The sequence below is a fragment of the Methylophaga pinxianii genome, from assembly GCF_020447225.1.
GTDB classification, from domain to species: domain Bacteria; phylum Pseudomonadota; class Gammaproteobacteria; order Nitrosococcales; family Methylophagaceae; genus Methylophaga; species Methylophaga pinxianii.
The window spans coordinates 1-25,130 of sequence record NZ_JAJAEO010000178.1 but is presented as its reverse complement, the minus strand read 5'-3'; the positions used below and the strand labels follow the sequence as shown (position 1 = coordinate 25,130).

Sequence of the window (25,130 nt, the reverse complement as noted above, 5' to 3'; positions counted from 1 at the left end):
TAGGGAGCGTGATACCAGGTGAACGTGACCAAGCCAGATAGAAGCCTCAAAACACTGACGATTCTGCCATTACTGTTGCTTACGGCATGCAGCATGACGCCAGAGCAACCCGATTACGATAGATTGATAACTGCTGAACAACAGCAGGTGCCAGAATGGCAAACACTCTCACAACAAACTAATGTGGCATATCTAAATGATCTGGTAGATAGCGATATGTTTGAGGACTTGCTGCAGATCGCCATGCAATCCAACCCCGGCTTGCAGCAAACACTGTTAACCCTGCAAATTCGTCAATCTCAGCTGGTACAAGCTGCGGGCGAAAAACGGCCTTTTATCAGTGCCGGCATTTCAGCACTCAATAGCCGTGACAATGAAGCCAGTTTTGGGGCTGATGTCAGTGTCAGCTGGCAAGCTGATTTATGGGGAAAACTGGCAGATAACGAACGAGCTGCAGATCTGGATATCACTGAACAAAGCCTTTTGTATCAATCTGCCCGTGATACCTTGGCTGCTGAAGTGATGCAAGTATGGTTAACCCTCATCGCCCAACAGAGAGCCATTGACATAGAACAACAGCGTAATGCCAGTTTGCAGCAAACTGAAAGCTTTATTGTGCAACGTTATCGGCAAGGCTTGGGGACGTTAGAGGACCTTGACAGTGCCCGAAGTGCTGTCGCGACCTCGTCGGCCAGCATTGAAAGTTTGAAGGAAGTTTATCGTCAACAATATATCCAGCTCAAAACTCTGATTGGACAGGTTGATAATCCGGAATTTGAGCTACCAACAGAATATCCAGAGGTCGCTATTCCCGAAATTGATCTGCCCCTGCAAACTTTAAATCGTCGTCCGGATCTGCTCGCTGCGTATGCAGCTATTGAAGCTTCCAGTGCACGAACCGAGGTCGCCTACAAAGATTTGTTACCCAGTCTGAGTTTACAAGCGGTTCTGGAAGATGTGGGCAGCTCTCCTCGCGCAAGTTTATTTACCGCTCCTGTCTGGAGTTTACTGGGACAATTAACAGCACCGTTGTATCAGGGCGGACAATTACGCGCTGCAGCAGAAATCAGTGAATTGGACACCGCTATTCTCTATCAGCAATATCGTGACACGTTACTCAACGCGGTGACGGAAGTTGAGCAGGCAATCAGTCAAGAGCAGGCCCTGGTGAAACGTCAGCAACATATTGAAACGGCACTTGCCAGCGCTGAAAATAATTTGCAGCAATATCAGGCCAATTATCGAAGTGGGCTGCTGAATATTCTTGACCTGTTAACCGTTCAACAACAGACCTACGATTTGCAAGCACAGTTAGATGATCTGATTTATCAACGTTTGCTCAATCGAATTTCCTTAGGTCTGGCATTGGGGCTGGAGGCAAAAGCATGACCAAGCGTTTTCAATGGATTGTCTTTATTTGCTCGGTGATTGGATTAATAGCTGTTTATCTGATAATACAACAGATGATCGACACTTATGCCAACAGACCATTGCCCATCAAACAAGTCCAGATCATCAGTCCGGAAGTTTCCGTAAAAACGGTCACCCCTGGTCGCTATCAATCCCGCATTAGTGCGTTCGGTGCTACAGAACCTCATTACTCGATAGCTCTGACAACCCAGGTAGCAGGACAAGTCGAACAAATATCACCACAGTTTGAAACAGGCTTTCGCCTCAAAAAAGGTGAACAAATGCTGCGGCTGGAAAACAGCGATTATCGTGCCGCCGTCGCGGCGGCCAAACAGCAATTGGCAGAGGCGAGACTTGCCTTGATGCAAGAAGAACGTCAGGGCTTGCAGGCGCAAGCAGAATGGCTTGCCTCTGGTCTGGATGGAGAGCCTGACTCGGAACTGGTATTACGTGTGCCACAACTGGCCAGCGCCGAAGCCAGTGTTGCAAACGCTGAGGCGCTATTAGCAAGTGCTGAAAAAGATCTGCAACAAAGCATTATCAGTGCACCTTTTGACGCATTAGTTATTACCCGTGATGTATCGCCTGGCAGTTATCTGCAAACCGGAACCCAGGTTGCTTCGTTGTACAGCACGGACTGGGTTGAAGTAAAAGTCTCGCTGTCAGATCGTGAGTGGCAGAGCCTTCCTGATGCCAACGTGTTGTTAACGGGTGAATGGCCAGTCAGTTTATCTGCAGTTGAAGGCTCTGCCTCTTGGCAAGGTGAAGTCTTGCGTGTTGAGCAACATCTTGATGGCACAACACGCCAACGTTCATTAATCGTCGGGGTGGAAAAACCGTTAGATAAGCAGCCTGCTATTTATCCTGGTGTCTTTGTCAAAGTCAGTCTGGGCGGGCGTGAGATGGATAATCTCTGGCAGGTTCCCCCCACCAGTCTCAGTCAACGCGGTGAGATATGGTATGTCAGCGGTGAAAATAATCTGGCGAAATTTTCAGCCTCACCGGTCTTCAGTGACGAAAACCACATCTATATTAATCCACCGGAAGAACTGAGTGATCTGCCGCAACAAATTTTGTTACAACCTATCAGCAGCTATGTAGAAGGCATGACTGTGACCCCTATTGAGGTGGGCAACGATGAGTAAGACTGGTCGTAGCGGAGTGATTGGCTGGTTTGCCACCAACCCGGTCGCAGCAAACTTATTAATGCTGGTGGTGATTATCCTTGGATTAATGTCCGTGGGAGATCTACGTAAAGAAGCCTTTCCAAGCAGTGAGCCAGACAGCCTGACCATTTCAGTTTCTTATGATAGCGGCTCGGCAAAATTATCAGAGGAAGGTCTGGCAATCAAAATTGAAGAGCAGTTGGAAGGCATCATTGGCATCAAAACCATTACCAGTGAGTCGACTCGCAGTGGGGTGACCGTCACAGTTGAAATGCAAAGCGGTTATGATCTTGATACCTTGATGCGCGATGTAAAAGCACAGGTAGACGCGATTTCCACCTTTCCAACCGAAGCAAAAAACCCGGTCATCAGTAAAGCTGAACGTGAAGAGCATGCCATCTGGTTGCAACTTTATGGTGACACAGATCGCCATACACTTCAGCAACTTGCCGAATCATTGAAAGCAGATTTACTGACCAAGTCAACTATTAACCGAGTCACCATTTCCGGTTGGCTGGATCCGATGATGATGATCGAAATTGATGACGGCCGTTTGCAATCCTATGGCCTGTCATTAACGGACGTTGAAAATGCCATTAACACCAATTCCTCGACACCGTTAACTGCGGTACTACGCAATGAAAATATTTATCTGCAACTCAATGCATCCGAACAAGCCTATCTGAAAGAAGATTTTGCAAAGATCCCTTTAGTTACAGGTGCTAACGGGCAACAGATCTTACTGGGTGATGTGGCGACAATTCTTGACAGCTTTGATGATGACACGTCCATATTGTCAAGATTTCAGGCGAAAGAAAGTATCGGAGTGCAGGTGGTGACCACTGGCCTCGATGATATCGCTGATTCTGTGGCAGATGCCTATGACGTTGTGGAAGTCTGGCAAAACAGCCATAGACTGCCAGATCAAGTTGAACTGGCAACCTGGTATGACCGCAGTACCAGCATCATGGATCGCTTGAACTTATTGATTAAAAATGCTCTGACCGGCATCGTGCTGGTTTTTGTATTACTTGCAGTGTTTTTAAATCTGACGGTGGCATTCTGGGTCGCTATGGGACTGCCTTTTGTGTTTCTCGGGACGTTATTTTTTATGGGTGATTCCTATGCAGGTTTATCACTCAACTCGTTTACCACTTTCGGGTTTCTGATGGCGCTGGGCATTATTGTTGATGATGCCGTGGTGGTGGGAGAAAGTATCTACAGTGTCCGCTCCAGCGAAGGGGATACTTTACGTAATACTATCAAAGGCACTATGCGAGTCGCTGTACCGACCATGTTTGGCGTATTTACCACCGTGGTAGCTTTTTTTGCCCTGTCACAAATTGAAGGTCGACTGGGTGAGCTCTATTCGCAGTTTGCAGCAGTCGTAGCGATAGCACTAATAATGTCGCTGATTGAATCCAAGCTGATTCTACCGGCGCATTTAGCGCATTTAAATACTCATAAAACACCATCACAAAATATTCTCGCCAGTGGATGGCGAAAAGTACAGTATGGAGCGGATAACGGATTGCAGTGGTTTGCTGAAAAAATTTATCAGCCAGCCATAGAATTTGGTTTACGGTTTCGTTATGGCTTGGTGATGGTATTTATCATGATATTTATCATCGTTTTCTCCATGCCATTTAATGGCAGTATTCGGATGAGCTTTTTTCCGTCCATTCCAGGAGATACCGTACGAGCCAACATCGCCATGCATAAAGATGTCAGCTTTGGTCGTACCCATGAAACGCTGATGCTGCTTGAAAGTACTGCCTATGAAACTGATAAAGCTTTGCGGACAGAAACTGATTCTCAAAAAAGCGGTATCGCCAATCTTCAATTGCTTTCGCAAGCGGATCATAGTGGTGGGGTAACCGTAGAATTAGCTGCAGATTCTCCCTATGATTTGGTGGAATTCCGTCGCGAATGGGAAAAGCGTGTTGGCATGCCGGAAGCCGTTCGCAGCTTGCGCATTCAAAGTGGACGTCAGGCAGATGATGCTTTGCGAGTGGAGCTACGCTCTAACGATGATGATGTGCTGACTCTGGCAGGTGCCGAACTATACAAATTACTGGAACCGATGCCGGGCATCATTGGCTTAGAAGATAATTTGCAACCGGGTCAGCCACAATTACAACTTAAGCTTAATCAACAGGGACGCGCATTGGGATTGAGCACGGATGAGCTTGCCAGGCAAATCCTGCAGGGCTTTTCAGGACAAGTTGTGCAGCGCTACCAACGTAACAGTGATGAGATCGAGGTGAAGGTTCGATATCCTGAAGCCGATCGACAAAACCCTGCGGATGTATTGAACTCCAGAGTTCGCCTTGAAGATGGCACGGTTATCCCGCTATCCAGTGTCGCCGATGTCAGCTATGGTTTTACCCGTGACAGTATTACCCGGATAGATGCCAAACGAGCCATTTACCTATCCGCCGATGTGGATAAGGACTTACTGTCCGTCACAGAATTTGTCGCTCAGTTAAAACGTGATGTGGTGCCCCAACTGGAAGCCAAATATCCCGGTCTGACAATATATTTTGCCGGTGAGGCGGCCGAACAGGAAGAAACTCAATCTTCCATGCTAAAGCTCTTTTTGTTGGCCATGCTGGGTATTTATATGCTGCTGGCCATTCCGTTGAAATCGTATATTCAACCGGTATTGATTATGACGGCTATCCCCTTTGGTATTGTCGGCGCCTTGCTGGGTCACTGGATGAATGATCTGTCGTTGGGTATTCTTTCACTCAATGGCATCATTGCGCTGAGTGGTGTGGTGGTGAATGACAGTTTACTACTGGTATCGAGATTTAATGATTTAAAACAGGAATATACAGATGTGAAGCAAGCTATCCTGTTGTCGGCCAGAGATCGGTTGAGGGCAGTTTTGCTGACATCCTTCACCACTTTTGCTGGATTGATGCCGCTGTTAGGTGAAACTTCAAGACAGGCACAGTTTCTGATTCCGGCGGCTGTGTCATTGGCTTACGGCATTATGTTTGCAACATTTATAACACTGATATTGATTCCGTTGTTGTTAATGATTCAACATGATGTGATGCAGTATTTTCATCGAGGAAGCAAAGTGATCCTTCCGGCAACCGAACAAGGACCATCCCGATGATTAGTGTATTACTGATTGAAGATGATCTCGATCTTGCACAAACCGTGATGGATTATCTGCAACTGGAAGCGATCAGCTGTGATCATGCCAGTAATGGTGCCGCGGGATTAAATTTGTTACAGCAGAATTATTATGATGTGTTACTGCTGGATCTGAATCTGCCCCGTATTGACGGGTTAACCGTATGTGAGCGTTTGCGTAATGACGGTTCCGATATCCCGGTATTAATGCTGACCGCACGAGATCAATTGACTGATAAACAAGCTGGTTTTGCTGCTGGTACAGATGATTATCTGGTAAAGCCTTTTGAGCTGAAAGAATTGGTGATGCGCATTGATGCATTATCGCGAAGACGCAGTGGTCAGACGCAACTGTTACGTTGCGGTGATCTGCAAATGAATCTGCAACAACGTCAATTAAGCCGGGCAGATATAAATTTGCATTTATCCCCTATCGGCTGGCGAATGTTGGAATTGCTTTTACGCGAATCCCCCAATGTGGTTAGCCGCCAACGTCTGGAGATAGCTATCTGGGGCGAGGAAGTACCAGACAGCGACAGTTTGAAAGTGCATCTGCATCATTTGCGTAAAACCATTGATGGTGGTTTTGAAACAACACTATTACACACCTTGCCAGGGGTGGGTATTGCCATAAGAGCTGACAATGAAAGTTAATATAACGCTTAAACGCCTTATTACTGTTAGCTTTTTAGCATTCGGCGGTACCATTGTACTGGGCTATTCCCTGCTCAGTGCCCATCTGTTTTTTCGGGGTATGGATAATATTGTTACGGGCGGAATGGAAAATGCAGCGTTGACCTATCTGGCCAGCAACCAACCATTGGCAGAGGATGAGCTGGTCAATTTCCGTGGCAGTCAGCTTTCCAGACAATGGGACGCACAACCCTTGGAGATTCGTCAGGTTTTTAATGGACCGCCATTACAAAGCGGCACACTGGTAAAACAAGATGATTCACATTGGTTAGAACGACCCGATAAAGTATATTTTGCGCTTAAAGTAGATTTGGCAGATCAGTCGGTCTACATCAGCCGGGTTCTGTCTCGAGAAAATGTTTCCAGCTTGATGAGCCGTAATATGGCCGACAGCATGCGTCTACTATTAGGTGTCAGTGCGTTAATCGCCGTCTCGTTAATGCTGATAACCTGGGGGTTAATGCGCAGTATCTCAGCTCCAGTTGGTCGTTTACATAGTTGGACGCAATCCCTGACTCCCGAAAATCTCTCTCAGCCAGCACCGGATTTTATGTACCCGGAACTGAATGAGATGGCAAAACTTATCCAGAACAGTCTGTCATCTGTGCAACGCAGTCTGGATCGTGAACACCGTTTCCTGCGTTATACCAGTCATGAACTCAGGACACCTATCAGTGTCATTCGTAACAATATTGAATTGCAATATAAAGTCTTACAGCAGACTGCTTCGACTTTGAATCCAATGCAACAGGACATTGCCGATAGAATTGATCGTGCCAGTCTTACCATGCAACACCTGACTGAAACGCTACTATGGTTAAGTCGTGAGGATAACGAAAAACTGCCTGAATCAAACGTTGATATAGCGCAGTTACTATTTGAGATTACTGAAGAATTACGTTATTTGCTGCGTGATAAAACGGTTGAGCTGGTTATGCAAACTCATCCGTACACCTGCGCGATAAGTGTTGTGGCAGCAAAAATCGTTCTAGGCAACCTGATTCGTAATGCCTTCCAACATACGTGGGAAGGTCAGGTCATTATTAACCAGCAGGGCTCCCGTATCAGTATTATAAATCGACAGTACAGCAATGATATGGATGTTTCACCTACCGAGCTTGGCTTTGGTCTCGGCCTACAACTGACCGCGCAACTGACTGATAAACTCGGGTGGTCTTATCAGAATATTGCCAACGATAATGGTCATGATGTGATTATTGACCTCCAGCCTGAACAATCAGATTAGGGGCTGTTCAAAAACTGCCGATAAAATTGTTCAGCGGTACGGCCACTATGACTGGCTCGACGCATGGCAAATTGTTTGGCTTGTTCATGTAAAAAATCCCGATCAACGGCGACATTCACAAACAAAGTATCGACCATATTCAGATAGGTATCCCAGCTGGGTGGGTAAAACGACAGCCACAGACCAAAACGATCAGATAGTGACAATTTATCTTCCAGACTGTCGGTGTAGTGTACTTCCCCATCAACTACCCGGCTTGCCTGATTTTCTGATTGCTGCTCCGGCATCAAATGTCGTCGGTTGGATGTGGCGTAAATCCGCACATGCTCCGGCGGTAATTCCAGACCGCCTTCAAGCAGACTTTTAAGCGGTTTAAAACCATCATCCCCCGGCTCAAACGATAAATCATCACAAAAAATTACAAACCGAAATGGTCTATCTTCCAGATCATCCAGAATTTCCGGTAACCAACCCAGTTCAGCCTTATCAATCTGTAAAATACGTAATCCCTGATCTGCAAACTCATTTAATACGGCTTTAATTAGTGACGATTTCCCGGTTCCCCTTGCGCCCCATAACAACGCATGATTACTGGTTTCGCCCGCCACAAATCGACGGGTATTTTCAACCAGCTGCTGCTTTTGAGTATCAATACCAATCAGTTGATCCAGCCGGACCGGATCCAGTCGGCTGATTGCTTTGAGTTTTTGGCTATGCGCCCGCCATACGGCGGCATGGATTTGATGCCAGTCCAGATTGTTCATCTGCTGTACTCCCGAGAGCTCAGAAAAAGCCCCTATCATGGTGTTCGACTTTGAAGATTGTCAACTGCTTAATTCAAAGGCAATGGGTACTTTCACTTCCAGTTTTTGCTGCGACATTTCCTCAGGAAAAGCAGGTAATGGTTGAGCGTTTTCCAGCATTTCCATGACCGCCTGATCCAACCGCTGGTAGCCCGAACTGATTTCTATGCGTGACTCGCTGATTTTGCCTTCACGGGTAATAATAAAAAATAACTGTACTGTTCCTTGTTCACCCCGCCGTCTGGAGATACCCGGATAACGTTTCTTTTCAGCCAGTGTTCTGGCCAGTAAATTGAAATAGTTTTGTTGTGCTGTCTGTTGCAGAGCCGCCGCGGCTTGACTGGAGGAGGAAGCGTTCTCTGTCGCTTCCCCCTGCTCGGCTATCTGTGTGTTTTCCAACTGCGCTACAGCATTTGTTGCATCTTTTGCCGCCGGTTCTGCAGTGGCCGCAAGGTCCTCTGAAGAGCGGGTCTCCGGTTCCAGTGCATCAACAACGGGAGCATTATGCACAGCCTTTTTTATTTTTGTTTGCTGTAATGGTGTGACCATTTCACTGGGTGTGGTTGTGGAGTCAACATCAATGGGATCATTATTGGGATGACGCACCGCTGTAACTGTGGATTCATCATCCATCTTGGCCAAAGGCTCTGCGGCTGAAGAAGCTTGTTGTTTCTCTAGCGTAGTAGCATCCAACATACTGATATCAATTTCGATACCGGCTTCATCAACTGCAGGAACCGGCTTTAGTTGATGTGGGTGTTTTAAAGTATACATACCAAAGGCAAACACATGGATAGACATGGCGCTTAAAATAGCTAAAAACCAATAACGAAATTTAATCATGGCGTTTGGTTTTGGTTTGAGTTGCCAGTGAAACCTTCAATATACCGGCAGCACGGACTTGTTGGAGTAAATCCATTAGCTCGTTAGCGGGTAAGATAGCATCCGTTTTTACCAAAAGTTTGAAAGCCTGGACGTCTTTACTCTCGGTTATTGACTGCTGCAAGCTCTCGGTCAAGGTATCGGATTTTATCCATTGATTATTAAATGCCAGCTTTCCATCTTCAGACACCAGCAAAATGGCATCATGTTCTTCCAAGGCTAATCGCTGTTCTGATGTTGGTGGTTGAATTTTTAGTAACTCACTGGAGCTTATCTGACCAGCAATCATAAAGAAAATCAGCATTAAAAAAACAATATTGATTAATGGAATCATATTGTCATCAAGTTGGTTTTTTCGTGACGTATGCGAAGAGACCACTATCATAAGGCTAGTCCGGCCAGACTGACGTTTACAACACCAATGGTTTTTAATTGATCAATAAAATCAATCAGTTGCTGTGTTGTAACTCCTTCAGCAACGGCTACCACAAAAATTCCCGGAGAGCTCTTGGTCAATTTCTGTTTTATGGGCATAAGCTTTGTAACAGGATAATGCCTGTGTTCAAATTCGTACTCATCCGCCGCATTTAATATCAGCGTATGTTGAGTCTGTATTTTATCCGCGTTATAGGATTCACTAGCCGCGGTAATATCCATTTGTCGCCATTGAGTAAATCCCGAAGACAACATAAAAAACAATAATAGAATAAACACCACATCAATTAATGGTGTCAGGCTAATGTACCGTCGTTTTGCTGCCATGGGTTGTTCAAGCAACATTTTTAAAGTGATCAACAGATTTATTTACTGTGTTTTCCTTCATAGGCGCATGGGTAAAAACCTGGGTGACACTATCATTGATGAGCGCTGCGACACGTTCTGTTTTACGTTCTAACCAGTTATGTGCCAAAACTGCAGGTATCGCAACGCCAAGTCCCACAGCAGTAGTTAATAACGCTTGCCATATTCCGCCTGAGAGCACTGAAGGGTCTACCTGATTGCCAGCCAGTTCCATCTGCTGAAACGCCAGGATCATCCCCAGCACCGTGCCAAATAACCCCAGTAAAGGACTTAAACTAGCGATAACTTCAAGAGGACGTAAATAACTTCGCAATTGATTGATGCGTAATGTGGCCACTCGCTGTAGCTCTTCCTTGAGCAAATCTTGAGAAATCTCTGCCTGTCTGAGTCCTTCCATACTGATGGCCAGTAATTCATCCACGGGTTTGGTTATTTTCAATACAGCAAGTGCTCTCTCCGGTTCATTTAATTTCCATAGTGCGAGTGCTTTTTTCGCGTTGCTTGCCGATTCTGGTGCTAACAACACTATTTGCCATATTTTGATTAACACGATACTGACGGCAATGATCGAAAATCCCAGTAATATCCATACAACGGGACCACCAATCTCAATCAATTCTTCTAAAAGAGTTAAAAATGTAGAGGCTTCAACATCATTCATAAGTAGGCCATGCCCGAATTGACATTATCCAAATGCATGCGTTAACCATGAAAGCTCCTTAATCTATCCACATTAATGATAATGGTTATCATTAAGCTTTGCAAAGAAATCTTCTTCGTTAACGCATTTTTTTATTTGATAATCAGTTGCATAGTGATCAGAAATTAAATGCAGATAAAAACTTAAAAATGCGATCTATCACTATGGCAATGGTTACTTGTCATACGCAAAAAAAAGCCCCGCATTGCGGGGCTTAAACTTGTAGTTATATCGACTTTTTATTCGGCAGCCGTTTCATGAACAGCTTTCATACTCAAACGAATACGGCCCTGACGATCAACCTCCAGAACTTTCACTTCAATCATATCGCCTTCAGATAATTTATCGCTGACATTTTCCACGCGCTCATCTGAAATTTGTGAAATATGCACCAGACCATCTTTACCCGGCAGGATAGTAACAAATGCGCCGAAATCCATCAGTTTGGCAACACGGCCCTGATAAACTTTGCCAACTTCGACTTCAGCGGTGATTTGCTCTATACGGTGCAGGGCATCCTGACCCGCATTATAATCCGACGAGAAAATCATCACGGTGCCATCATCCTGAATATCAATGGTTGCACCGGTTTCTTCGGTAATTGCACGAATGGTGGCACCACCTTTACCGATTACATCACGGATCTTATCAGCATGAATTTTCACAGTGATAATGCGTGGGGCAAATTCGGACATTTCCTGACGATGAGTCGAAATCACAGCATTCATTTTTTCCAGAATATGCAGACGACCATCACGGGCTTGCGCCAGTGCAGTACGCATGATTTCTTCGTTGATGCCTTCAATCTTGATATCCATCTGCAATGCGGTCACACCTTTTTCGGTACCCGCTACTTTAAAGTCCATATCGCCCAGGTGATCTTCGTCACCTAAAATATCAGTCAATACCGCATAGGCATCCGGTTCTTTAATCAGCCCCATCGCAATACCGGCAACAGGTGCTTTAATTGGTACACCGGCATCCATTAATGCCAATGACGTACCACATACAGAAGCCATGGAGCTCGACCCATTGGATTCAGTGATTTCTGATACCACACGAACCACATACGGGAATTCTTCAGCACTTGGCATAACAGCCTGAATACCACGTTTGGCTAACTTGCCATGACCAATTTCACGGCGCTTCGGCGAACCAACAAAACCGGTTTCACCGACACAGAATGGCGGAAAATTGTAATGCAGCATAAAACGATCACGGTACTCACCTTCTACCGCATCAATCATCTGTGCATCACGCTCAGCGCCCAAGGTTGCAACAACGATTGCCTGCGTTTCACCACGGGTAAACAAGGCAGAACCATGAACGCGTGGCAATACAGTGGTTTCAACAAACACGGGACGGACAGTTTTGGTATCACGGCCATCGATACGTGGCTCACCGGCAATAATACGGCCACGAACCAGTTCTTTTTCCAATTTGCCAAATAAACCTTTGACTTCATCTTCAGACCATTCGCCATCTTCACTGACTAAGGCTTCAACAGCGGCTAGACGAATTTCAGCCAATTGATCCTGGCGCTGCATTTTGTCGCTAATCGCATAGGCGTTCTTGATACCTTCAAATGCTTGCTCTTTGACAGCATTGTACAAACGATCATCTTTTTCAGGAGCAGTCCATTCCCAGGCTGGTTTACCTGCTTCAGCTTTCAGTTCTTCAATCAATTTTATGGCTGTCTGCATTTGCTGATGACCATACATGACAGAACCTAGCATCACTTCTTCAGGTAATTCGGAGGCCTCTGATTCGACCATCAATACCGCACTGACGGTACCGGCTACGACCAAATCCAATGAGCTGTTGGCCAATTGTTTCTTTGATGGATTCAAAAGGTAGTTACCATCAACATAACCTACCCGAGCCGCGCCTAAGGGACCATTAAATGGAATACCAGAGACAGCCAAAGCAGCAGAAGCACCAATCATCGCCGGAATATCCGGATCGATTTCAGGATCCAATGCCATAACCGTGGCAATGACCTGAACTTCGTTGATAAAACCTTTAGGAAACAATGGACGCAGCGGACGATCGATCAGTCGTGAGGTCAGGGTTTCTTTCTCTGAGGGACGACCTTCTCGCTTGAAAAAACCACCCGGAATTTTACCTGCCGCATAGGTACGTTCTTGATAATTGACGGTTAATGGAAAGAAATCCTGTCCTGGATTAACATTTTTCTTGCCCACTACAGTTACCAGAACTGATGTTTCACCCAGACTGGCAATAATGGAACCACCGGCCTGACGTGCAATTTTTCCGGTTTCCAGGCTGAGGATATGCTCACCGAACTGAACTGTCTTTTTTACTGAATTCACTAGTATTTCCTTCTCTTGACTACACCAGTCACAAACCTTTTCATGACTGATTTAAAAAACGATAAACGTATAAATGAATATGCCCCTGAAATCGCAGGGGATTTCAGGGGCATATCAGTCAACGCATCAACCTTCTGCCAATGCTATTGGCGTAGGCTCGATGAGATGTTTTACAGACCACGTATGGTAATTTAGCGACGCAGACCTAAGTCAGCAATCAAATCACGGTAACGGGTAATGTCAGTTTTTTTCAGGTAGTCGAGCATTTTACGACGACCACTAACCATTTTTAACAACCCTTGACGCGAATGGTGGTCATGAATGTTATTTTTAAAATGGTCTGAAAGATTCGTAATACGCGCAGTCAGTAAAGCCACCTGAACTTCAGCAGATCCGGTGTCGCCTTCTGTGCGAGCGTATTTTTTGATGATTTCTTGCTTTTGTTCTGCACTAATTGACATAAAAACTCCAACTTTTTATAGCCTCTGGCTATGAGTTAAATTCTGCAATAACCCAGCCAACAAAACCAGATTACCCAACCTTTTAAGAGTGGCGAATTTTACCGGTTTTATCCGCTATTCACAAGCGAGTTAAACCGCATCGCCGGTAACAAACAAACGTTTTGCTGAAACAGTGCCATCCAGCGCCAATTCGCCAAGACCAATAAATTGATCCTGATAATCAAATAAACGAATTTTTGCGCTTTTACCCAACACATCGGTTTTGACCGCTCTACCGTATCGCATATCATCCGACATCACAGAATCCAGTTTGATTAATGGCCAGTCAGGTAAGGCTTCATGTGCTGGTAATAGTTGGGCATCAAGAGCCTCCACCCCATTCACTTCAACAGAATGTTGCAGATCATCAAGTGAAAACGCTTGCTCCAGTGTATATCCGGCGGCATTGGTCCGCCGTAGCATGGTGACATGTCCATAACCACCCAGCTCCGCCGCAATATCCTGTACTAAAGTCCGAATATAAGTACCTTTGCTACAGGCAACCTGCAACGTAAAACTATCGATATCGTAAGCCAATAGCTCAATGCTATAGATGGTAATAAGGCGGGATTTTCGTTCAATTTCAATTCCTTGGCGCGCCAACTTATAAAGTGGCTGTCCCTGATGTTTCAAAGCAGAAAACATGGGAGGGATCTGTTGCTGTTCACCGGTAAAGTTCAGCAAAATATTTTGCAGTTGTTCAGCTGTAAACTCCGGAATGTCTTGCTGAGCGATGACTGCGCCGTCACTATCGCCACTATCGGTCAGAATGCCCAACTGACAACGAACTTGATATTGTTTGTCAGCATCCAGTAAATAAGTGGAAAGTTTCGTGGCTTCGCCCAGACAAATGGGTAAAACCCCGGTTGCCAGTGGATCAAGACTGCCAGTGTGACCCGCCTTATTCGCATTGTATAGACGCTTTACACGCTGCAGGACATGATTTGAACTCATCCCGGTCGGTTTATCGACAATCACGATACCGGTAATATCACGACCTTTTTTATTGCGTTTTGCCATTGGCGAAACTCAATCTTTATCAGTTTCTGGATCGGGATCCTGATCGTCTTTGATATCGGCGTTGGCTTTAGATATTAACTCATCCATATAAAAGCCATGTTCCAGTGTGGTGTCATAGCGGAATTGTAATTCAGGCATGATCCGCAGCTTCACACGTTTCGCCAGCGCACGGCGAAGAAAACCTGCCGCGTTGTTTAACCCTGCCAGACATTCTTTGGCCGCTTCTGCGGAGTCAAAACCACTAAGCCGAGTGACATAAATACGCGCATACTTCAGATCAGATGTCACATCAACATGTGACACCGTTACCATACTGACACGCGGATCAGCCAGATCATGCTGAATCAGCAAAGCCAATTCACGCATCATGACCTCGCTGATTCGATTTGTGCGACTAAATTCTCTTGCCATTAAAGACTCGGTTTCATCAGAACACGTTCAAATACTTCAATTTGATCGCCTGGCTTGACGTCTTTGTAGTTTTTCACACCAATACCACATTCAGTACCGGCATTGACTTCATTCACATCATCTTTGAAACGACGTAACGATTCAAGTTCACCTTCGTAAATAACAACGTTATCACGTAAAACACGAATCGGATTGTTGCGTTTAACACTACCTTCAAGTACCAAACAACCCGCAATATCACCGAATTTCGGTGAGCTAAAGACATCATCAACACGTGCCAGACCAATGATTTCGTCTTTGTATACAGGTTCAAGCATACCCGTCATGGCTTTGGTGACCACATCCAGCAAATCGTAAATGATGCTGAAATATTGAACATCAAGACCTTTCTCAGCGATAACTTTACGGGCAGTATTATCAGCACGAACATTAAAGCCGATCAAAATTGCATCAGAAGCGGCAGCTAATTGTGCATCAGTTTCGTTAATACCACCGACACCTGAACCGACAACCCGAACCTGTACCATATCTGTCGATAATTTCTGCAGACCCTGGCTTACCGCTTCGACTGAACCATGAACGTCGCCTTTGATAACTACATTCAAGGTCTTCAGATCGCCCGCTTCCATTTTGTTGAACATATCATCCAACTTGGCTGCTTGCTGTTGAGCCATCTTCAGTTCACGTGCTTTGGTCTGACGGAAGTTGGCAATCTCTCTTGCCGTGCGATCATCTGGGGCAACTTGTAATTCATCACCTGAGGCAGGGGTACCTGACAGTCCCAATAATTCAACGGGAGTTGAGGGACCTGCTTCATCCATCTGCTGGCCGTTTTCGTTAAACAAAGCTCGGACACGTCCAAATTCCTGACCTACTACAACGATGTCACCTTTTCTCAATGTGCCACGTTGTACCAGTACAGTAACCACCGTACCGCGACCTTTATCTAGACGTGATTCAACTACTGTACCGTGAGCAGGACCTTTAACCGGTGCGGTTAATTCCATGACTTCGGCTTGCAGAGAAATAGCATCCAACAAGTCATCTACGCCCATACCCGTTAATGCAGATACCGGGACAAACTGTACATCACCACCCCAATCTTCCGGAACAACCTCATGATTGGTTAGTTCTTGCTTGACCCGATCAGGACTAGCATCGGGTTTATCCATTTTATTCACAGCGACAATCAATGTGGATCCTGCAGCCTTGGCATGTTGAACAGCTTCTATCGTCTGCGGCATCACGCCATCATCAGCTGCAACCACCAATACCACGATATCGGTAACCTTGGCGCCACGTGAACGCATTTCAGTGAACGCAGCATGGCCAGGGGTATCAAGGAATGTAACTTCGCCACGACTGGTTTCAACTTTATAGGCACCGATATGCTGGGTGATACCACCGGCTTCACCAGAAGTCACTTTGGTACGACGAATATAATCCAACAGCGACGTTTTACCATGATCGACATGACCCATTACCGTCACAACCGGAGCACGAGGAAGTGCTTCACCCGTAATTTCAATTGAGGTTTCCAAAGCTTGTTCAACTTCATTTTCTTGAACCGGTTTGGCAACGTGGCCCATTTCTTCAACCAAAATAACAGCAGTATCTTGATCCAGAACTTGATTGATGGTGGCCATCGTACCCATACCCATCAATGTTTTAATTACTTCAGCCGCTTTAACTGACATACGCTGAGCTAAATCGGAAACCGAAATAGTATCTGGCACACTCACTTCACGAACTACTGGAGCAGTAGGTCGGGAGAAACCATGTTCTGTAGTGGTTTCAACGGTTGCTGATTTTTGTGAAACGCCTTTTTTCTTCTTGCGACGACCTTTGCCTTCGCTTACATGAAGTTCTTTACGTTCAAATTCATCGTCGCGTTGGAAACGGCCACGACGTGCTGGCTTATCCTTATTGGCTACATGTTTTGCATCAGCCTCTTTACGATCCGGTTTTTGTTCTTTAGCTTGCGCTTCAGCGGCTGCTAAACGGGCTTCCTCTTTCGCTTTTTCTAAAGCTTCTTCTTCTTCACGCGCTTTTTTACGAGCTTCCAGCGCTTTTTCAGCATCAATTCGAGCTAAATTAGCCGCGCGGCGCTTGGCATCAGCTTCTTCAAGTTTTTTATGGGCTAGTTGAGAAGCGGTCAATTCAGGTTTTGCCTGTTGTTTTTTAACCGGTTCAGCTTGTTTTTGCTCTTTAATCTTAGCTTCCTCGGCCAACGCTTTTTGTTCTTCTTCAGCCGCTAATCGAGCTTCTTCATCCGCCAATCTCTCGGCTTCGATTGCCGCGGCTACTGCAGCAGCTTCTCTAGCGGACTCTTCCTGCTCAAGACTGGCTTGTTCCTGCTGCTTACGAGCCATTTCCTGCAACCGAAGTTGTTCTTGACGCGACACTTCTTCTGCAAGGATCTGAGCTTGGGTAGGGGCTGCCGCTGGAGCTTCAGGGGTTGGCGGTGCTGCCGTTTCAGCATCACTTCGTTTAACAAAAGTGCGTTTTTTGCGAACTTCAACGCTGACACTTTTTCCCGCTTGGCGCGAGGTGCCACCACCTAATTTAATCTCACTGACCGATTTACGTTTCAATGTGATTTTTTTTGGTGACGCATCATTTTCGCTTGCCATTTTGCCATGTCTTTGTTGCAAAAACTTTAACAGGCTTTGCTTTTGATCCTCAGTAATCAGATCGTCAGGCTTCGACACTTTAATACCAGCTTCATTGAGCTGATCTACTAATCGTTCAGGTGTGATACCGACTGTGTCGGCCAGGTCCTTAACCTTCATGTCACTCATTGGTTACTCCCCTGTTTCAGTTTGTTCGTCGGCAAACCATGATTCACGTGCTTTCATGATAAATGCGGCGGCTTGTTTTTCATCAATACCACCGGCTTCAACCAATTCATCCACGGACTGATCTGCAAGGTCATCGATGGTGATAACACCCTGACTTGTCAACTTCGCAGCTAATTCAGCGGTCATACCAGGCAAATCTTGTATTGTTTCTGCAGGAGATGCATTTTCAATTTGTTCTTCACTTGCAATGGCACGTGTTAACAATACATCTCTGGCGCGCGAACGTAATTCATTAACGATATCCGCATCGAACTCTTCGATATCAAGCATCTCCTGTTCAGGAACATAAGCCACTTCTTCCAGTGAAGAAAAGCCTTCCTGAGCCAGAATTAATGCGACATCCTCATCTACATCCAAATCAGCCATAAATGTCTGAATCAAAGAGCTGATTTCTGTTTCCGCTTTTTGATCGGCATCCGAAGCAGACATGACATTTAACTCCCAACCGGTTAACTGGCTGGCTAAACGTACATTTTGGCCACCACGGCCAATAGCCTGAGATAACTGTCCATCTTCTACAGCGATATCCATGCTATGAGCATCTTCGTCAACGACGATGGATAATACTTCTGCAGGGGCCATCGCATTAATGGCAAATCGGGCTGGCTCTTCATCCCAGAGGATGATATCCACTCGTTCACCGGCCAATTCATTTGTGACAGCTTGCACCCGTGAACCACGCATACCCACACAAGCGCCAACTGGGTCAATTCTTGGTTCATGCGCCAGCACAGCAATCTTGGCTCGCAAACCAGGGTCGCGGGCTGCGCCTTTGATTTCAATCATGCCATCACCGATTTCCGGTACTTCAAGACTGAAGAGCTCAATTAATAACTCGGGAGCAACACGGCTCACAATTAGTTGAGGTCCCCGTGTTTCTGAACGAATTTCTTTTAAATAACCACGAACCCGGTCACCACTACGGAAGTTCTCCCGTGGAATCATCTCCTCGCGAGGCAATAACGCCTCTGCATTACCACCAAGGTCCAAAGTCACATTGCCACGTTCTACACGCTTCACTGTGCCATGAATCATCTGACCCAGTTTTTCACGATACATATCGACGACTTGAGCACGCTCGGCTTCGCGGACTTTTTGCACAATAACCTGTTTAGCTGTTTGCGCGGCGATACGGCCAAACTCAACTGATTCCATTGGTTCACGGATATAACCGCCTACCTTGGCATCAGCCTGTTTTTCTAATGCATCGGATAATTTGATCTGGGTTTCCGGAGACTCAAAGGCGTCGTCATTGTCGTCAACAATTAACCATTGACGGAAAGTTTCGTAGTTGCCAGTAAGACGATCAATCGCCACATGTGCATCAATTTCCATTTCATAACGTTTGCGAGTGGCCATAGCCAACGCCGCTTCAATCGCCTGAAATATAACTTCTTTCCCCACGCCTTTTTCATTAGACATGGCATCAACAACCAGCAAAATTTCTTTATTATTCATCACGCCCCCAGTGGATCGATGCAAGCGATTGATCCAAAACTAAGTTTTTTCATTAACAGCAAATAATACGCTTTTTCAGGCAACCAGTCGTGCTTTTGACAACTTTGCCAATGGTAAGGCGTAAACCTCGCCATCTACTTCAATTAATATTTCACCATTTTCAAAGCCCTGCAGCACACCGGTAAAGTTCCGTCGACCTTCCACAGGTAATTTAGTGGTAATTTTTGCTGGCGAGCCAGTAAAACGGATGAAGTCACGCTCTTTAAATAAAGGACGATCGAATCCAGGAGAGGAAATTTCAAGTGAATAGGCTTTTTTGATGGGGTCTTCAACATCGAGAATGCCGCTGACCTGATGACTGACACGCTCACAGTCTTCAATACCAATGCCTTGATCTGCATCAATATAGATTCTAAGGAGTGGGTTTTGCCCCCCCTGAATGTATTCCACACCGACCAGCTGGTAACCCAGCGACTCAATCGGTGCTTCAATTAGTTTTTCAATTTGATCAGATACGGCCATAGGCTAACAAATAAAAAAAAAGGGCCATTGGCCCAATTTTAACTCCACAAAAACAAAAACCCCAATTAGGGGTCCTGTCTTAACATTATTATTGGTAGCGGGGGCTGGATTTGAACCAACGACCTTCGGGTTATGAGCCCGACGAGCTACCAGGCTGCTCCACCCCGCACCTGACTAAGTGGCATACTATACACGGATAGCCGCTTTGTCGCAAGCCTGTTTATTAATTCTCTTTCAGTTTACGAGTGAGCGTATTACGCCCCCAACCCAATAATTTCGCTGCTTCCTGACGTTTGCCCGCTGTTTTCTCCAAAGCTACCTCCATGAGCAGGTGTTCAATCATTGGTACGACATCGGCTAATACACCTTCCTGACCGCTTAATGCTTTGTTTGCAGCCCACTGACGAAACTGTTGTTGCCAATCCCCTCCATTACGAATCGAATCGCTCCCTGCTTCAGCTGTCAGCTCCATTGGCAAATCATCCATTTGCACAACCTGCCCCGGAGACATCACTGTAAGCCAACGAGATGTATTCTCTAGTTGCCTGACATTTCCCGGCCAGGGTAGCTGTGACAAATAGCGCTCAACTTCGGGGGATACACTTTTCACCCCCATATTCAGCTCTCGGGCAGCTTTATTCAGAAAATAACCCACTAACGCAGGAATATCCTCCCGTCTTTCTCGCAGTGATGGGATATGAATACGTATCACATTCAAGCGATGAAACAAATCTTCACGAAAATCGCCCCGCTCAACCTGTTGTTCAAGGTTCTGGTGGGTCGCAGCGATAATTCTCACATCCGCCTTTACAGCACTATGTCCGCCAACCCTGAAAAACTCACCATCCGATAAGACTCTTAAAAGACGCGTTTGCAGTTCCAGCGGCATATCCCCAATTTCATCAAGGAATAACGTACCACCATCGGCTTGCTCAAAACGTCCTTTACGTTGCACATGCGCACCGGTAAAGGCGCCTTTTTCATGACCAAATAATTCAGATTCCAGCAATTCTCGTGGAATGGCCGCCATGTTCAATGCAATAAAAGGATTTTGCCGACGTGGGCTGTGTTTATGTAAAGCATGAGCCACCAACTCTTTACCTGTCCCGGATTCACCATTGATCAGCACGGTAATATTGGAACGCGCCAAGCGTCCAATAGCACGAAACACTTCCTGCATAGCAGGGGCTTCACCAATAATTTCACTGCCAATGTTAATTTCACCTGCCGGATTGTTATGTTGTTGGTGATGGTGCGTTATAGCTCGCTGAACTAAATCAACTGCTTCATCCACATCAAAGGGTTTTGGCAGATATTCAAAAGCACCCCCTTCATAAACAGAAACAGCACTGTCCAAGTCTGAATAGGCTGTCATGATAATAACCGGCAAATCCGGTTGTGTTCGCTGGATCTCCGAAAGCAGTTGCAGACCATCTAGACCTGGCATACGAATATCACTTACCAGAACATCGGGCGGATTATCCGTACCTCGTTTTAACTGTTCTAAAACCAAATCTCCACTCTCAAATGCTTTGACAGTGATGTCTACGGCTTCCAATGCCTTCTGTAATACCCATCGAATCGATCGGTCATCATCAACAATCCATGCTATCGCTTTAGCGCTCACGATTTAACTCCAAAGGGAAAATAATTGAAAATATGGTTTGCCCGGCATGGCTGGTGCAACTGACTGTGCCCGCATTTCGCTGTACCAGGTTTTGCACCAGATAAAGTCCCAGTCCGGTTCCATCAGCACGCCCAGTCACTAATGGATAAAACAGGCTGTCCTGCAGTTGCTTGGGGATACCTGGGCCATTGTCTTCGATCTCAATCAGCACGCCTAACTTATAAAACCGTTTTTCAATAGTTAAATTACGTTGGATTCGAGTTCTTAAACGAATGACGCCAGTCCCATGCATGGCCTGAACGGCGTTACGGACAATATTTAAAAAAATCTGAATCAACTGATCAAAATCTGCATTTAAATCAGGAATGCTTGGATCATAATCGGCAATAAACTTAAGCCTCTCGTCGACCTCAATATCCACCAACTGACGTACCCGCTGTAACACCTCGTGGATATTCAAATAATGTTTCTCAGACTGCTGATAAGGGCCCAGCATTCGTGTCATCAGGTTTTGCAGCCTGTCAGCTTCGTTAATAATGATGCGGGTATACTCTTTCAAATCGTCTGAATCCAGTTGCCGCTCCAGTAATTGAGCCGCCCCTCTCAATCCGCCAAGTGGATTTTTAATTTCATGGGCTAACCCTCGAACCACCTGTTGCTGAGTGTGTAAATTCTCATCTCGATTAACACGTTGTTGATAATCCAACTGCGCCAGTTCCACTAACAGGTGGGGTTCTGACACATCCAGCATTTTGATCGAACAATCGACGATGATTTCTCCAGCAGCAGGAAGAAATAATTGAATTTCACGCTCAATTAAGGCTTGTCCATTGCTGATGACCCGATGCAATGAGCTGAGTAAATGGGTTTCGCCTGGTAACAGGGTTTGAAACGGAATATGCTCCGCTTGACGTTGACTGATTTCGAACATGACCTCGGTCGCGGTATTGATGTAACAAACACGTAAATTAGTGTCGAGTACCAATATCGCTGTCGTTAAACTCTCCAGCACATCATTACTGGATAACTGTTCTATATTAATGAGTTTGTCATTTAGGTTCATGGCATGCCATTTGCAAAAAACGCTCCATTTGTATGCATTGAATGAAACATTCAATTTAACATTCTGATTACAATAGAATTAAAATATTTTCGCTTAGCTTTACTTAACTATTAACAACGGTTTTGACTCTGGATAACAGCAAATTAAGCTATTGTAAGCTTCATTTTGGTGCACGTAGCGAGTCGATAAAATTAATCAGGACTCGGTGTGTTGGGAAAGGTAGGTATGCCGGGAGTAGTTGGAAAACCTTGAATGCTTGGTGCTCCAGCCCCCGTCTGATCATTTTGGCGTGCGGGTTGTTGCAGACTGGTTCGTTGCAGGTGGAAAGTAATCGTTTCACTTTGCGCCAAGACTTCTCCAGAAGCATTAATGACGTTGGCTGATAAAGTATGCGTCCCTCTATCCAGATTTTCCAGCGTGAAGCTCAACTGAGGCATTGGTACACCCGCCGGTAAACCATTCAGATACAGCTGTACCAAATCACCGCGCTCGGCAACCAAGGCAGGGATAACTTGCAGATTCACCGTGACATTGCCGTTATTAACCCGAATCCCCGCGTCATTCTCCGGTGAGACAATAGTCACCCGATAATTCGGTATCGCCACTGACTCCTCGTCAGTTGTTTGTTGTTCGTCTTCAGCATCATTAGAACTGGTATCTTCGGGAACTTGTACAGGTGTGTAGGTCATTGGCTGAAGTAATTCTATCTTTTCAGCATTTTCGGTAGGCTGATCGGAATAAACCGGATTGCCATTCTTATCAACCCAGCGATAGATATCAGCTGCAACAGCTGTGCCGAGACCAAGCAACATGATAAGAATGAATTTCATGCCTATGAATATAGGTTAGGCCTCACTAATGTGCAACAGCCAAAGATAAAAAAACGCCTCCACAAGGGAGGCGTTTTGTGACTGCAATCAAAAAAATTACAGACTGTAGTACAAATCAAACTCAGCAGGATGTGTTTCCATACGCAGACGAGTGACTTCTTCCATTTTCAACGCTATATATCCATCGATCATATCATCAGTAAATACACCACCTTCGGTTAAGAAGGCACGATCTTTGTCCAGTTCAGCCAATGCTTGATCAAGTGCATGACATACTTTTGGAATCGCTGCATCTTCTTCTGGAGGTAAATCATATAAATCTTTATCCATCGCATCACCGGGATGAATTTTGTTTTTAATACCATCCAGACCCGCCATCATCATGGCACTAAATGCCAGGTATGGGTTGGCTGATGGATCAGGGAAACGTACTTCAATACGACGACCTTTTGGATTACTGACAAAAGGAATACGGATAGAGGCACTACGGTTACGTGCTGAATAAGCCAACATAACAGGAGCTTCAAAGCCAGGGACCAGACGTTTGTAGCTGTTGGTGCCCGGGTTAGTAAATGCGTTCAATGCTTTGGCATGTTTGATAATGCCGCCGATGTAAAACAAAGCTGTTTCAGACAGGCCACCGTATTTATTACCAGAGAACAGGTTTTCACCATCTTTCGCTAATGATTGGTGAACATGCATACCGCTACCGTTATCACCAACTAATGGTTTTGGCATGAAGGTCGCCGTTTTACCATAGGCATGCGCCACGTTTTGTACGACATACTTCAGGATTTGAACTTCGTCAGCTTTTTTGACCAGGGTATTAAATTTAGTACCAATTTCGCACTGACCCGCAGTGGCAACTTCATGGTGATGAACTTCAGTTACCAAGCCCATTTCTTCCATGGTTAAACACATTGCAGAACGAATATCCTGCAGGGAATCGACAGGTGGTACTGGGAAATAACCGCCTTTTACACTAGGACGGTGACCTTTGTTACCATCTGGGAAGACTTTTTCAGTATTCCATGAAGATTCATTGGAATCGATTTTGTAGAACGAACCCGAGATATCACTACCCCAACGGACATCATCCAAAATGAAGAATTCTGGCTCAGGACCAAAAAAAGCGGTATCGGCCAGACCGGTAGAAGCGAGATAAGCTTCTGCACGTTTTGCAACGCTGCGAGGGTCACGTTCATAACCTTGCATGGTTGCAGGTTCAACGATGTCGCAACGAACGATTAATGTTGTATCGTCCATAAATGGATCTAAAACAGCAGTCGATGCATCAGGCATCAGAATCATGTCTGATTCGTTAATACCTTTCCAGCCTGCAACAGATGAACCATCAAACATGACGCCTTCAGAGAAGGTATCTTCATCAATTGAATGGGCAGGGTAAGAAACGTGCTGCTCTTTACCACGCGTGTCGGTGAAACGGAAATCAAGGAATTTAACGTCCTCGTCCTTAATTATCTGAAGCACATTTTCGACTGACATTTATAATCTCCAAATTAAAAAACTGCACACCTTGGTGCAAAAAAACTCACTCGCATTTACAGCACAAACCTTGCCAACTCATTGACCCCGTAAAATCAACCATTTGAGTGCAGGCATAAATATCCAACGTAACATTTTGGTGCAAAAAAAA

The 25,130-nt window shown here is 45.5% G+C and carries 21 protein-coding genes and 1 tRNA gene; 5 read left to right on the top strand and 17 right to left on the bottom strand.

The window, feature by feature from the left end:
* Positions 1-18: 18 nt before the first annotated feature.
* Genes LGT40_RS10695 through LGT40_RS10675 form a run of 5 tightly spaced genes read left to right on the top strand, consistent with a single transcriptional unit; the run spans position 19 to position 7,662 of the window.
* Positions 19-1,389, top strand: a complete 1,371-nt coding sequence (locus LGT40_RS10695) for a TolC family protein (protein WP_226074074.1) — start codon at positions 19-21, stop codon at positions 1,387-1,389.
* Complete coding sequence (locus LGT40_RS10690) at positions 1,386-2,555, top strand: efflux RND transporter periplasmic adaptor subunit (RefSeq protein ID WP_226074076.1); 1,170 nt, start codon at positions 1,386-1,388, stop codon at positions 2,553-2,555. Before LGT40_RS10695 ends, LGT40_RS10690 begins: the two co-directional genes overlap by 4 nt.
* On the top strand, positions 2,548-5,703 hold the full coding sequence (locus LGT40_RS10685) for an efflux RND transporter permease subunit (RefSeq protein WP_226074078.1): 3,156 nt from the start codon (positions 2,548-2,550) through the stop codon (positions 5,701-5,703). Before LGT40_RS10690 ends, LGT40_RS10685 begins: the two co-directional genes overlap by 8 nt.
* Positions 5,700-6,377 (top strand): response regulator transcription factor, encoded by a 678-nt coding sequence (locus LGT40_RS10680; RefSeq protein ID WP_226074080.1) that lies wholly within the window; start codon positions 5,700-5,702, stop codon positions 6,375-6,377. Before LGT40_RS10685 ends, LGT40_RS10680 begins: the two co-directional genes overlap by 4 nt.
* Positions 6,367-7,662, top strand: a complete 1,296-nt coding sequence (locus tag LGT40_RS10675; protein WP_226074088.1) for a sensor histidine kinase — start codon at positions 6,367-6,369, stop codon at positions 7,660-7,662. Before LGT40_RS10680 ends, LGT40_RS10675 begins: the two co-directional genes overlap by 11 nt.
* Here the strand turns inward: LGT40_RS10675 and LGT40_RS10670 are convergent.
* The 17 genes from LGT40_RS10670 to glnA all read right to left on the bottom strand — a co-directional run bounded on the left by LGT40_RS10670 (position 7,659) and on the right by glnA (position 24,979).
* Positions 7,659-8,426, bottom strand: coding sequence for an ATP-binding protein (locus LGT40_RS10670; RefSeq protein WP_226074090.1), 768 nt, complete (start codon positions 8,424-8,426; stop codon positions 7,659-7,661). The two genes, LGT40_RS10675 and LGT40_RS10670, sit on opposite strands and share 4 nt — an antisense overlap.
* A gap of 60 nt (positions 8,427-8,486) precedes the next feature.
* Positions 8,487-9,308, bottom strand: coding sequence for an energy transducer TonB family protein (locus LGT40_RS10665; RefSeq protein ID WP_226074091.1), 822 nt, complete (start codon positions 9,306-9,308; stop codon positions 8,487-8,489).
* On the bottom strand, positions 9,301-9,732 hold the full coding sequence (locus LGT40_RS10660; protein ID WP_226074093.1) for an ExbD/TolR family protein: 432 nt from the start codon (positions 9,730-9,732) through the stop codon (positions 9,301-9,303). The genes LGT40_RS10665 and LGT40_RS10660 overlap by 8 nt, the downstream gene beginning before the upstream one ends.
* A complete protein-coding gene (locus LGT40_RS10655) occupies positions 9,729-10,109 on the bottom strand; it encodes an ExbD/TolR family protein (RefSeq protein ID WP_226074095.1) in 381 nt (126 codons plus the stop codon). Before LGT40_RS10655 ends, LGT40_RS10660 begins: the two co-directional genes overlap by 4 nt.
* 7 nt (positions 10,110-10,116) lie before the next feature.
* On the bottom strand, positions 10,117-10,809 hold the full coding sequence (locus LGT40_RS10650) for a MotA/TolQ/ExbB proton channel family protein (RefSeq protein ID WP_226074097.1): 693 nt from the start codon (positions 10,807-10,809) through the stop codon (positions 10,117-10,119).
* Positions 10,810-11,087: 278 nt separating this feature from the next.
* Positions 11,088-13,181 carry a polyribonucleotide nucleotidyltransferase gene (gene pnp, locus LGT40_RS10645; protein ID WP_226074098.1) on the bottom strand — a complete coding sequence of 698 codons (2,094 nt, stop codon included), beginning with the start codon at positions 13,179-13,181 and terminating at the stop codon, positions 11,088-11,090.
* 191 nt (positions 13,182-13,372) lie between these two features.
* Positions 13,373-13,642, bottom strand: coding sequence for a 30S ribosomal protein S15 (gene rpsO / locus LGT40_RS10640; RefSeq protein ID WP_226074100.1), 270 nt, complete (start codon positions 13,640-13,642; stop codon positions 13,373-13,375).
* Positions 13,643-13,771: 129 nt separating this feature from the next.
* Entirely contained in the window at positions 13,772-14,701 is a 930-nt protein-coding gene (gene truB / locus LGT40_RS10635) for a tRNA pseudouridine(55) synthase TruB (protein ID WP_226074102.1), read from the bottom strand.
* Between the two features lie 9 nt (positions 14,702-14,710).
* The gene (rbfA, locus tag LGT40_RS10630; RefSeq protein ID WP_226074105.1) at positions 14,711-15,112 is read right to left on the bottom strand and encodes a 30S ribosome-binding factor RbfA; all 402 of its coding nucleotides are present in this window, start codon (positions 15,110-15,112) and stop codon (positions 14,711-14,713) included.
* On the bottom strand, positions 15,112-17,913 hold the full coding sequence (gene infB, locus LGT40_RS10625; protein WP_226074107.1) for a translation initiation factor IF-2: 2,802 nt from the start codon (positions 17,911-17,913) through the stop codon (positions 15,112-15,114). Before infB ends, rbfA begins: the two co-directional genes overlap by 1 nt.
* 3 nt (positions 17,914-17,916) lie before the next feature.
* The gene (nusA, locus tag LGT40_RS10620; RefSeq protein ID WP_226074109.1) at positions 17,917-19,431 is read right to left on the bottom strand and encodes a transcription termination factor NusA; all 1,515 of its coding nucleotides are present in this window, start codon (positions 19,429-19,431) and stop codon (positions 17,917-17,919) included.
* A 75-nt stretch (positions 19,432-19,506) separates the two neighbouring features.
* Complete coding sequence (gene rimP, locus LGT40_RS10615) at positions 19,507-19,953, bottom strand: ribosome maturation factor RimP (RefSeq protein ID WP_226074111.1); 447 nt, start codon at positions 19,951-19,953, stop codon at positions 19,507-19,509.
* 92 nt (positions 19,954-20,045) lie between these two features.
* Positions 20,046-20,122: transfer RNA gene (locus LGT40_RS10610), tRNA-Met, on the bottom strand.
* Between the two features lie 54 nt (positions 20,123-20,176).
* Positions 20,177-21,580 carry a nitrogen regulation protein NR(I) gene (ntrC, locus tag LGT40_RS10605; RefSeq protein WP_226074113.1) on the bottom strand — a complete coding sequence of 468 codons (1,404 nt, stop codon included), beginning with the start codon at positions 21,578-21,580 and terminating at the stop codon, positions 20,177-20,179.
* Positions 21,570-22,643 (bottom strand): nitrogen regulation protein NR(II), encoded by a 1,074-nt coding sequence (gene glnL, locus LGT40_RS10600; protein WP_226074115.1) that lies wholly within the window; start codon positions 22,641-22,643, stop codon positions 21,570-21,572. Before glnL ends, ntrC begins: the two co-directional genes overlap by 11 nt.
* 191 nt (positions 22,644-22,834) lie before the next feature.
* Positions 22,835-23,473: a DUF4124 domain-containing protein gene (locus tag LGT40_RS10595; RefSeq protein ID WP_226074117.1), complete on the bottom strand. Its 639-nt coding sequence runs from the start codon at positions 23,471-23,473 to the stop codon at positions 22,835-22,837.
* A 96-nt stretch (positions 23,474-23,569) separates the two neighbouring features.
* Positions 23,570-24,979: a glutamate--ammonia ligase gene (gene glnA, locus LGT40_RS10590; RefSeq protein ID WP_226074125.1), complete on the bottom strand. Its 1,410-nt coding sequence runs from the start codon at positions 24,977-24,979 to the stop codon at positions 23,570-23,572.
* Positions 24,980-25,130 lie beyond the last annotated feature (151 nt).

Bases quoted from the DNA above. Each gene is read 5' to 3' on its own strand.
- LGT40_RS10690 (WP_226074076.1), top strand. From the start codon at position 1,386: ATGACCAAGCGTTTTCAATGGATTGTCTTTATTTGCTCGGTGATTGGA.
- LGT40_RS10685 (WP_226074078.1), top strand. From the start codon at position 2,548: ATGAGTAAGACTGGTCGTAGCGGAGTGATTGGCTGGTTTGCCACCAAC.
- LGT40_RS10680 (WP_226074080.1), top strand. From the start codon at position 5,700: ATGATTAGTGTATTACTGATTGAAGATGATCTCGATCTTGCACAAACC.
- LGT40_RS10675 (WP_226074088.1), top strand. From the start codon at position 6,367: ATGAAAGTTAATATAACGCTTAAACGCCTTATTACTGTTAGCTTTTTA.
- LGT40_RS10670 (WP_226074090.1), bottom strand. From the start codon at position 8,426: ATGAACAATCTGGACTGGCATCAAATCCATGCCGCCGTATGGCGGGCG.
- LGT40_RS10665 (WP_226074091.1), bottom strand. From the start codon at position 9,308: ATGATTAAATTTCGTTATTGGTTTTTAGCTATTTTAAGCGCCATGTCT.
- LGT40_RS10660 (WP_226074093.1), bottom strand. From the start codon at position 9,732: ATGATAGTGGTCTCTTCGCATACGTCACGAAAAAACCAACTTGATGAC.
- LGT40_RS10655 (WP_226074095.1), bottom strand. From the start codon at position 10,109: ATGGCAGCAAAACGACGGTACATTAGCCTGACACCATTAATTGATGTG.
- LGT40_RS10650 (WP_226074097.1), bottom strand. From the start codon at position 10,809: ATGAATGATGTTGAAGCCTCTACATTTTTAACTCTTTTAGAAGAATTG.
- rpsO (WP_226074100.1), bottom strand. From the start codon at position 13,642: ATGTCAATTAGTGCAGAACAAAAGCAAGAAATCATCAAAAAATACGCT.
- truB (WP_226074102.1), bottom strand. From the start codon at position 14,701: ATGGCAAAACGCAATAAAAAAGGTCGTGATATTACCGGTATCGTGATT.
- rbfA (WP_226074105.1), bottom strand. From the start codon at position 15,112: ATGGCAAGAGAATTTAGTCGCACAAATCGAATCAGCGAGGTCATGATG.
- infB (WP_226074107.1), bottom strand. From the start codon at position 17,913: ATGAGTGACATGAAGGTTAAGGACCTGGCCGACACAGTCGGTATCACA.
- nusA (WP_226074109.1), bottom strand. From the start codon at position 19,431: ATGAATAATAAAGAAATTTTGCTGGTTGTTGATGCCATGTCTAATGAA.
- rimP (WP_226074111.1), bottom strand. From the start codon at position 19,953: ATGGCCGTATCTGATCAAATTGAAAAACTAATTGAAGCACCGATTGAG.
- glnL (WP_226074115.1), bottom strand. From the start codon at position 22,643: ATGAACCTAAATGACAAACTCATTAATATAGAACAGTTATCCAGTAAT.
- LGT40_RS10595 (WP_226074117.1), bottom strand. From the start codon at position 23,473: ATGAAATTCATTCTTATCATGTTGCTTGGTCTCGGCACAGCTGTTGCA.
- glnA (WP_226074125.1), bottom strand. From the start codon at position 24,979: ATGTCAGTCGAAAATGTGCTTCAGATAATTAAGGACGAGGACGTTAAA.